Origin of the sequence: Acidocella sp., assembly GCF_035535915.1 — a bacterium.
In the GTDB taxonomy this organism is placed as follows: Bacteria; Pseudomonadota; Alphaproteobacteria; order Acetobacterales; family Acetobacteraceae; genus Acidocella.
Window position 1 is genome coordinate 1 of record NZ_DATLPB010000115.1, and the last position, 8,700, is coordinate 8,700.

Annotated in this window: 9 protein-coding genes; 3 read left to right on the top strand and 6 right to left on the bottom strand. The window is 61.7% G+C overall.

Going from position 1 to position 8,700, the window contains the following annotated elements; genetic code table 11:
- Positions 1–232: NAD-dependent epimerase/dehydratase family protein (locus VNC39_RS15205; RefSeq protein WP_325400497.1), on the bottom strand; the 232-nt coding region annotated here is incomplete at its 3' end.
- A 195-nt stretch (positions 233–427) separates the two neighbouring features.
- On the opposite strand from VNC39_RS15205, the gene VNC39_RS15210 reads away from it, so the two are divergent.
- Positions 428–1,339, top strand: coding sequence for a glycosyltransferase family 2 protein (locus VNC39_RS15210; RefSeq protein WP_325400498.1), 912 nt, complete (start codon positions 428–430; stop codon positions 1,337–1,339).
- An 80-nt stretch (positions 1,340–1,419) separates the two neighbouring features.
- Here VNC39_RS15210 and VNC39_RS15215 read toward each other — a convergent pair whose 3' ends face one another.
- From VNC39_RS15215 to VNC39_RS15230, 4 genes are all read right to left on the bottom strand, one after another.
- The gene (locus VNC39_RS15215; RefSeq protein WP_325400499.1) at positions 1,420–2,721 is read right to left on the bottom strand and encodes an amidase; all 1,302 of its coding nucleotides are present in this window, start codon (positions 2,719–2,721) and stop codon (positions 1,420–1,422) included.
- 65 nt (positions 2,722–2,786) lie between these two features.
- The gene (locus VNC39_RS15220; RefSeq protein WP_325400500.1) at positions 2,787–3,773 is read right to left on the bottom strand and encodes an ABC transporter substrate-binding protein; all 987 of its coding nucleotides are present in this window, start codon (positions 3,771–3,773) and stop codon (positions 2,787–2,789) included.
- Positions 3,755–4,579 (bottom strand): ABC transporter permease, encoded by an 825-nt coding sequence (locus VNC39_RS15225; protein WP_325400501.1) that lies wholly within the window; start codon positions 4,577–4,579, stop codon positions 3,755–3,757. Before VNC39_RS15225 ends, VNC39_RS15220 begins: the two co-directional genes overlap by 19 nt.
- The gene (locus VNC39_RS15230) at positions 4,576–5,433 is read right to left on the bottom strand and encodes an ABC transporter ATP-binding protein (protein WP_325400502.1); all 858 of its coding nucleotides are present in this window, start codon (positions 5,431–5,433) and stop codon (positions 4,576–4,578) included. Before VNC39_RS15230 ends, VNC39_RS15225 begins: the two co-directional genes overlap by 4 nt.
- Here VNC39_RS15230 and VNC39_RS15235 point away from each other — a divergent pair.
- Together VNC39_RS15235 and VNC39_RS15240 are read left to right on the top strand one after the other, a co-directional pair.
- The gene (locus tag VNC39_RS15235; RefSeq protein ID WP_325400503.1) at positions 5,432–5,917 is read left to right on the top strand and encodes a hypothetical protein; all 486 of its coding nucleotides are present in this window, start codon (positions 5,432–5,434) and stop codon (positions 5,915–5,917) included. The two genes, VNC39_RS15230 and VNC39_RS15235, sit on opposite strands and share 2 nt — an antisense overlap.
- A gap of 76 nt (positions 5,918–5,993) precedes the next feature.
- Complete coding sequence (locus VNC39_RS15240; RefSeq protein WP_325400504.1) at positions 5,994–7,127, top strand: glycosyltransferase family 2 protein; 1,134 nt, start codon at positions 5,994–5,996, stop codon at positions 7,125–7,127.
- 17 nt (positions 7,128–7,144) lie between these two features.
- Here VNC39_RS15240 and VNC39_RS15245 read toward each other — a convergent pair whose 3' ends face one another.
- Positions 7,145–8,365, bottom strand: coding sequence for a GNAT family N-acetyltransferase (locus VNC39_RS15245; RefSeq protein WP_325400505.1), 1,221 nt, complete (start codon positions 8,363–8,365; stop codon positions 7,145–7,147).
- Positions 8,366–8,700 lie beyond the last annotated feature (335 nt).

An 8,700-nucleotide genomic window follows, 5' to 3' on the forward strand; every position in this document is an offset into this window, starting at 1 on the left:
TCACCGCATCCGGCTGGTGCGCGGCAAAGGCCGCGCGCATCGCCGCCGCGTCGCAAATATCCGCCTTGAGCAGCACATGGCGCTGGCTCTGCCCCGCCGCCGCCAGCGCGTCTTCCGACGCGGCATACGTCATCTTGTCGATATTGACGATCTCATGCCGGCCCGACGCCACAGCCCGCCTGACCACCGCCGACCCAATAAAGCCGCAGCCGCCCGTGAGGAGAAGCTTCATCTTTTATGACCCAAATCTGCTGACATCAAATGCGTCGTGTTCAATCAGACATTCTCGCCGCTGGCAATCGGGCCTGGCCCGCATGCCCGGACGCACCTTACGCCCTTTTTACTTCCCCACGCCGGCGCGCCGCCCCACAAGCCCCCATGCCTCAGGGGTTGCCAATTTACCCGGCCACATTAGTCTTTGGGGTCCATGAGATACAATGTCTGCGCCGTCGTCGTCACCTACAATCCCGACATCGCCGTGTTCGCGGACGTGATCGCAAAACTCGAAGAACAGGTCAACCAGATCATCATCGTTGACAATCATTCAAACAATTGCAGCGACATCGAAGCCGTCGCCCAGCAATCATCGTGCCGTTTCGTTTCGACTTCGGAAAATATGGGCATTGCCCATGCTCAGAACCTCGGCGTCGCCTATGGCATCGAGCAGAACGCCCAATATATGTTGTTCATGGATCAGGACACGATCCTGCCGGACGGCGCCGTCGATGATCTCTATGACATGTGCCGAGATCTGGAGGCCAAGGGCGTCAAGGTCGGCTCCATCGGGCACGCCTACCGCGACACGCATGACGGAAAAGTAAGCATCGCGGCGCGGGCACAGGGGCACAGGCTGATCAGGCGGGCCGCACCACCCGACACCGACACGCTCCTGGAAGCGGATTTCGTCATCGCCTCGGGCTCGCTGATCCCGATCCCGGCCTTACAGGAGGTCGGACTGATGGACGAGACACTCTTCATCGACCTCGTGGATGTCGAGTGGGGATTGCGCGCGCTCTCGCGCGGGTACCGAAATTTTCAAAGCCTGCGAAAAATCATGACCCATACATTAGGCAATGGGCGGATAAACCTGTTCGGGAAAAGCATCTCCCTGCATACCCCGATCCGCGATTATTACGTGATCAGAAACAGCATCCTCATGCTCGGCAGAGATTATGTCGGGCTGGCCTGGAAGCTGTACTTCTTTCGGCGGCTGTTCCCGTTTTTCATCGTGTTCGGCTTTTTCGCCAACCACAAAATGGCCCGCCTGCATTTCATGACCCGCGGGCTCATCGACGGCGTGCTTAATCGCGGCGGCCGATACGGGCAGCGCCCGGCGTAACCGCCGCCACGCGCGCCGAAGCGATGACGGCCGGTTCGGAGCGGGGCATTTGCCACGCTCCGAACACGCGCCGTTTCATGTCATTCAATCCGCCGCTTCGGCGCGTTGAGCGCCTCTTCAGCCCAGGCGGCGATTTGCAACGCCATTTTGTCACGTCCGAAGGGCGCGACGATCTGCAAGCCGAGCGGCAGGCCGTTTGCCGACCAGCCGGAGGGGATGGTGGCCGCGGGAACGCCCATGAAGGTCCAGGGCATGCAAAACACCGCGTCGCCGGTATAGTCGAGGCCGAACGGCGCCTCGCCGGTCGCCGGGATCGTGACAATGGCGTCGCACGGAGCAATCCAAGCCGCCAAGTCCCGCCGCAGGCGCTCCTGCAAGGCGAGCGTGGCGCGATAGGCGCCCTCGGAAACGGCGCGCCCGTCGATCACGAGTTCCTTCAGCGCAAGGCTGCAGAGGGCCGGATATTGCTCGACCAGGCCGCTGTAATTCGCAGCGCCCTCATAGCGCGCCATTTGCATGGTGGCGTCGATGATCTCCTTCGTATCGACAGGCAGCTCCATATCCACCAATTCGCCGCCGGCCTTTTGCAGGGCCACCAGCGCGGCTTCGAAATTGCGTTGCTGCTCCACGTCGGCGAGGTCCCAGTTGCCGGTCCTGATGACCGCCAAGCGCGGGGCGCGCGCCTTTTGAAAATAGCTGTCCCAGGCCGCGCGCGAGGCCAGAGGTGCGACCAGACGCTCGGCAAAAATCGCCCAGGCGGCGGCCACATCCTCGACCTTGCGCGCAAAGAAGCCGATATGGTCGAGGGATCCGGCAAAGGGGTGGACGCCATCGCGCAACACGGCGCCGAAACTGGCCTTGAAGCCGACCACGCCATTATAGGTGGCGGGGCGGATGATCGAGCCCAGCGTCTGCGACCCAAGCGCCAGAGGCACGATCCCGGCGGCGACCGCAGCGGCGGAACCGCTCGATGACCCGCCGGGGCTGTAAAGCTTGTTCCAGGGATTTACCGTGGGGCCCGGATGGCGCCATGCGAATTCGGTGGTCACGGTCTTGCCGAAGACGATGCCGCCGAGCTCCCTGAGTTGCCGGACGATCCCGGCGTCTTCGGCCGGCCTGTGCCCGGCATAAATCGGTGAGCCGTTGGTCGTCGGCATGTCGTGCGTCGCGATGATGTCCTTCACACCCACGGGAATGCCGGCAAGCAGGCCTTGCTCCTTACTTGCAGACGGGTGGCTTTCGGGGAGATGCGCAAAGGCTTTCAGCCACGGCTCCAGCGCCGCCGCACGCGCGGACGCACGCGCGAGAACCTCGCCGGCCGGAATCGTTCCGCTTTGAATGTCAAAGATCGCGTCAAGAAGAGTGGGTACCGAGTCAGTCATTTTATCATCCATGCCGTTTCAGGGGCATTCTTACCCCTGAAACGGCTTACTTTCACTTTCAGGCTTTACTGGTGGCGCGCCGCTTTCGCGAACGTGTCGTCGACGGACTGCGCGTAGCTCACGGTGCCCGGCTTAACGTTGCCGACGAACACCTGCAAGGCCAGGGCATTCTGGAACGAAGCCGGCGATATGTCGGCGCTCGCGGGATAGACATGCTGGCTGATCAGGCGATCGACAGCGTTATCGACCACCGCCTTCGGCAAGGACGGAAATTCCTTTTCCGCGACCGTGCGCGCCGTGGCGGGCGACTTGTAGATGAGCGCCTCGGCCTCGTTCGTGGACGTCACGAAATCCTGCACCATCTTGGGCTTGTCCTTGATGGTGGACGCGAGCGTGTCCAGCACGGAAAACGCGTAGCCGCCAGGATATTGCGTGGCAAAGGAATAGACCGGCTTGTAGCCCGAGGCGATGCCCTCATCGACCTGCGGCTCGTAAAGCGCCGCCGCCGCGGCACGGCCGGCGGCCACGGGCGCCAGCTCGGTACCGATCTGCACCTGCTGAACCGACGTGGACGACATGTCCTTCTGCTTCAGAAGCCGTTGCAGGAGATAGGTGCTGGTCGACGGCGCCAGAGCGGTGGAAACCGTCTTGCCGGACAGGTCGGAGAGAGTCTGCACGGACGAATGCGGCGGCGTGATGATCCATACCGGCACGCCATTGACGACCATGGCAACGCTGATGACGCTGGCGCCCTTTTTGTCGGCGAGCACAGCGGTCATCGGATCCTGGAGGGAGAAGTCGGCATGGCCGCCGATCACCGCCGCGACCCCGGCCGCGCCGCTGCCGGCCGTAACTTTGCGTACATTCAAGCCGTTCTTGGCGTAAATACCCTCATCGATGGCGACATAAAGAGGCAGGTACTGAATGGACTGAAAAGCCTGGAACACCGTCACATCCTGCGTCTGTGCCCGGGCCGGGTGCGCCAGCAGGCCAGTTGCCAGAGTGAGGGCCAGGGCGCCACCGCCCAAGCGTTTCAACGCTTTGGTTTCCAAGAGACAATCCTTTCTTCGATGAGTTGAACGACGAACGTCAGAAGCGTGGCCATCAAAGTCAGGATGATGACGCCAAGCCAAACCGTGTTGAGATCGAACAGCGAGCCGGCGACGAAGACCTCGTGCCCAAGCCCGGCTTGAGAGGCGATGTACTCGCCCACGACCGAGCCGATCAGCGCGAAGCCGATATTCACGCGCAGAGTCGAGAAGATCCAGGGCAGCGCGCTGGGCAGGATCAGCTTGCGGAAGATCATGCTGCGCTCGGCCTTGAACGAACGGAACAAATTCAGCAGGTCGCGGTCGATTTCCCTTGCCGCGGCCGTCGAGGAGATCATGGCGACGGCGAAGGTGGAAATCGCCGCCAGCCAGATTTTCGATCCGGCACCCGAGCCGAACCAGATGATGATCAGCGGCCCCAAGGCGATTTTCGGGATGCTGTTGAGCAGGATGGAAAAGCCTTCGGCGACGCCGGACACCGCGGGGAGAAACCACAGCAGCAGGCCAAGCCCGGTGCCGAGCAAGCTGCCGATCGCCAAGCCGGCGAGCGTTTCATACAGGGTGATGAGCGTGTCGGACACGAGCGTCCCTTGCGTCAGCCCGGAATAGGCCGCGTTGTAAATGCCGAGCGGCGAGCCGAAGAGCTGGCCGTTCAGCCACTGACGATTCGCGGCCAGCTGCCACAGCGCCAGGAAACCAATGCAAACGAGCACGATGAGTCCGGCCCGGATCATCGACGCGGCGGACGGAAGCTTGACGGCCCTCTGCCGCCTGACGCCGACGCCCTCAACGGCCAAAGCATTGCTCATGACGCCACTCCTCTGCCCTGGTGCGCAACGGGGGCCCGAAGGGCGGCCCAGATGCGCGCGTGATACTGACGAAACTCCGGCGCCTCGCGCGACGTGACGGCGTTGCGGTGCTCGGCCAGCGTCAGTTCGATCGGGATATCCTGCTCGATGCAGGCGGGGCGCCCGCCGAGAACGACGACCCGGTCGCTCATGGCGATGGCCTCTTCGATGTCGTGCGTGACCAGCACGATGCTGGTGCCGAAACTGTCACGCAGGGCCATGACGTCATCCTCGAGCATGAGGCGCGTCTCGTAATCGAGCGCGGAAAACGGTTCGTCGAGCAACACCAGGGTGGGGTCGACAAGCAATGTCCGCGTCAGCGCCACACGCTGGCGCATGCCGCCGGACAGCGCGTGCGGATGCGCGTTCGCCACGCCGGAGAGGCCATAACGGGCCAGCATATCCTTGGCGCGCTCGACATCTTCCGGGCGCACATTCCTGTGGAGTTCGATGCCGAGCAGGGCGTTCTGCAGCACGCTGCGCCAGGGCAGCAGCAGATCCTTCTGCAACATGTAAGCGATGCGGCCGGACGTTCCGTCGTCGCGGGGGCCGACGGTGACCGAGCCATGCTGCGGGCTGAGAAGGCCCGAGATGAGATTGAACAAGGTCGTCTTGCCGGCGCCGCTGCGGCCGACGATCGACATGATCTCACCATGCGCGACGTGAAAATTGAGGCGATCAAAGATCTTCGTCGAGACGCCGTCGGCGGAGACAAACGCGTGACTGAGATCGCTGACACGGAGGCGGGCGGCCGCCGCGGCGCCAGGGCTCCACGGCGTGGAATTGTATTCGGAATTCAAGGAGGCTTGCTGCATGCCCAGCTGCAAGCATTCATCGTGCCAGATCCGGGAGCGCCCGGGGCGCATAGCCAAAAAGGACGCATTGTTACCCGCAATATTAACGTCACGACATAATCGGCAGCAGCTACCAAAAAATTTAAAATATTTGCCCGCCAAGACATCTCGTCGACCGGAAAGAACGCCCCCGAGCCGCTCAACATTTTGCCCGGCACTGACGATGGCGACCGTTTTATCGGCGCATCGCGCAAAATCGCACGAAGAACTGCACACAATTAACGCAAGCCGCCAAAATTTAGGCAAAACTCTCAGCGCGGCGGCATACAGGCACAGCAAAATCGCTATCGCCACAGACCGCCTGACAGGCATTCCGCGCCGTCACCATAATTTCAGAACGGCCATTCTTGCGCATTGTCCAAAATCGGCTTATTTCTTAATAAGGCTGAAAAAGATCAAAATTGAGACAAAGTGTCGTCTGACGCCAATGTTCGCCCGTCGTTAGGCTGGGCTGAAGGATTTTGGGGCGGACCGCGCTTCGCCCGAATGACTTGTTACGATGAGATTTTGCGGAGTTGATCGTGACTCATACGCCCATCTGGTCCGTGACAAACGGCCATATCGATCGCCAGAGCTTTCTGAAGAAAGCCTGGTGTCGATCCTTGAATATCGTCAAGGCGCGAGTCCGGATCTGGCTGCACGCGCGTGACGTCTCGCCGGTCCGGCTGCGTCCGGGCCTGAAGACCGCCCGGCACGTCGTCGTCATGCTGGTTTATAACGAGGCGCGGCGCATGCCGTTCCTGTTGCGCTATTACCGCGCGATGGGTTTCGAGCATTTCGTGATTCTCGACAATAAATCGACCGACGGGCTGCAGGAAAAGCTCGCCGCGGAGCCCGATGTCTCGCTGTTCTTTACAAAAGGCTCGTTCAAGAATGCGCGCTATGGCACGGACTGGATCAATCACGTGCTGTCGAAATACTGCGCAGGCAAGTGGATCCTGCATATCGACGCCGATGAGTTTCTGGTCTTTCCCCATTGCGACCGGCAGGGCATCTCCTGGCTCACCTCTTATATGGAGGAAAAGCGGCAGCCGAGCCTGCAATGCCTGATGCTCGATATGTATAGCGACAGGAAAATCAGGGAGAATATCTGCGCCATTGGCGAGGACCCCGCATCCATCTGCCCGTTTTTCGACGAGACCGGCTATGTGACCTATTACGACCCGCTGAACGAGACCTTGGCTATCAAGGGCGGCGTGCGCGGGCGGGTTTATTTTCCGGACAATCTCTGGAAGGGCCCGGCCCTCAACAAAACGCCCCTGGTGCGATGGCAGCGGCATTACGCATATCTGAAAAGCGCGCACGAGCTTTGGCCGGCCTCCGTCAATGGCGGCGCCCCCGTGCCCGGCGTGCCGCACGGAGTCCTGCTGCATTTTAAATTTCTCTCCGACCTCACCGAAAAGCTCGCCGCCGAAGCCATCCGCCAACAACACACCAACGAATATGACGCCTATTCGCAAAATGGCCGCCTCGCGGAAAACGGCCATGGTTTCATGTCGCCGCGCAGCCGCAAATATGACGGGTGGCGCTCCTTGCAGGCGGCGGGCCTGCTCGACGGCGCGGATCGCCTCGCGCCGGAGACGCATTCCGCACCCGATGAAGCGCAACCAGGGTCTGGCGCACGCGCCACCCGGCTGGCACCGACCCCGCCTTGATACCGGCGTTCGACGGGTCAGGCGCGCCCTCTGTCTTTCGCCAGCGCCTCGGCCCCGTCGGGCGCCCCGGCGATGTCCTCGGCCTTCGCCGTCACGCTGCGGATGGCGCCTCCGAATTTGCGGGCACACAATTCTCCTAGCTTATGCATGGCCAGCCCGATGAAAACCGTCAGCCCCCTTACGCTGTTCGACGCGAGGAAAATCGCATGCCGGCGGGAAACCGGCATGTGAGTCGCCCAATGCGTTTTGTAATCCGCGTCATGACGCAGCATGTCGAACTCGCGGCCGGTCTCGCAGGCCCACTTGGCCTGGTAATGGAGTAACAGCGTGCCCGGCGAGTAGCGCTGAAACGCCTGATCATGGGCTATGATCAGCCCCTCCATGAGCGTCGGCCCCACCGCATTCAAAGACGCGGCGGCGGGACGGCCGCCCACCTTGACGAAGGCCACGAGCGGGGTCGCGCGCAAATCGGTGCGATGCGCCAGGGCGATGTAAAACGCCTCGATCTCGCGGGCAATCAAGGTGCCGGCATCGATGCCCCGCTCGACCGCCCAGCGTCTCTTGCTCTCAAACACCCATTTCAGGATCTGTTCCGCATCTTCGGCAGTCTGGCACCAGCCGAACTCCACATTCTGCTGCTCGGCGAGCAGGCGCTTCAATTGCCGGTCATGGCCATGGCGCACCGCGCGCGACCGGGAGGCGATGAAATCCCCCCAGGTCGGGAAATTGTCGAATTTGATCGCATAACGGCGCGCCCCTTCGCTGCCCCCCGCGGCCCGCAGGCGCGCCGGCAGCCGCCGAATGATCCAGGGCAGCGCCCAATTTGAGATCACTTTCTGCAGCTCGGTGTCATCGTCGGTCCAGTCGAGCACGAAAATATCCGCCCCCGCCCGCATGAGGGCGCGGATGGCGGCGCGGAGACAATCCGCCGACACGTCGTCCCGCGTCAGCGGCCCGCCGCGATCGGCGCCGCCGCCGCACCGCAAATCGTATGCCATGCGGACCCAGCCTTTGCGCCGTATGAAAAGCGGCCATAACAGAGCAAGACCGGCATCGTCGCAAACCTTGATGACGCGGATTTTCGCGCCCTCCGCAAGCAGTTTGGCCGCCGCCAGCTCGGCATAGCGATAGGTGAGACCCACCGGGTGGCACCGTGACTCGCGCTCCAGCCGCGTCCACGCGGGATGCAGCTCGGCGAAGGCCGACAAGTCCCGGACCTGAATGATTTCGTGCCTCACGGCCCCTCCACGAAAGCGCCCCAGACCTCGGCCCCAGCGCCCATTTTTCGTTAATATCGTTGCGTTTCAGTTAAGAGCGACAGAGCGTTTTTGCAAATCGGCTCATGAAAATTTCTGGGCGGCTCAGAGGACACGGCCGGCTGCCGCACATCGCGGCAAATGTTCCGGCGCTGCGTTACGAGACGGAATTAAGAAAGGAAGCGGCCGCTTTTTGAAAAAAGCGGCGCAAAAACTTTGGGGCTGTCCCAGATCCTGAGCGGATCTAGGATGGTTTTATGGACCTAAGGTACTGTCGTTTAACGGAAAAACAGCAAGATCGTCTGGCTGAGTTTTTT

Excerpts from the sequence above, each read along its gene's own strand:
- VNC39_RS15235 (WP_325400503.1), top strand. The coding sequence starts at position 5,432 with ATGCCCAGCTGCAAGCATTCATCGTGCCAGATCCGGGAGCGCCCGGGG.
- VNC39_RS15215 (WP_325400499.1), bottom strand. The coding sequence starts at position 2,721 with ATGACTGACTCGGTACCCACTCTTCTTGACGCGATCTTTGACATTCAA.
- VNC39_RS15210 (WP_325400498.1), top strand. The coding sequence starts at position 428 with ATGAGATACAATGTCTGCGCCGTCGTCGTCACCTACAATCCCGACATC.
- VNC39_RS15225 (WP_325400501.1), bottom strand. The coding sequence starts at position 4,579 with ATGAGCAATGCTTTGGCCGTTGAGGGCGTCGGCGTCAGGCGGCAGAGG.
- VNC39_RS15230 (WP_325400502.1), bottom strand. The coding sequence starts at position 5,433 with ATGCAGCAAGCCTCCTTGAATTCCGAATACAATTCCACGCCGTGGAGC.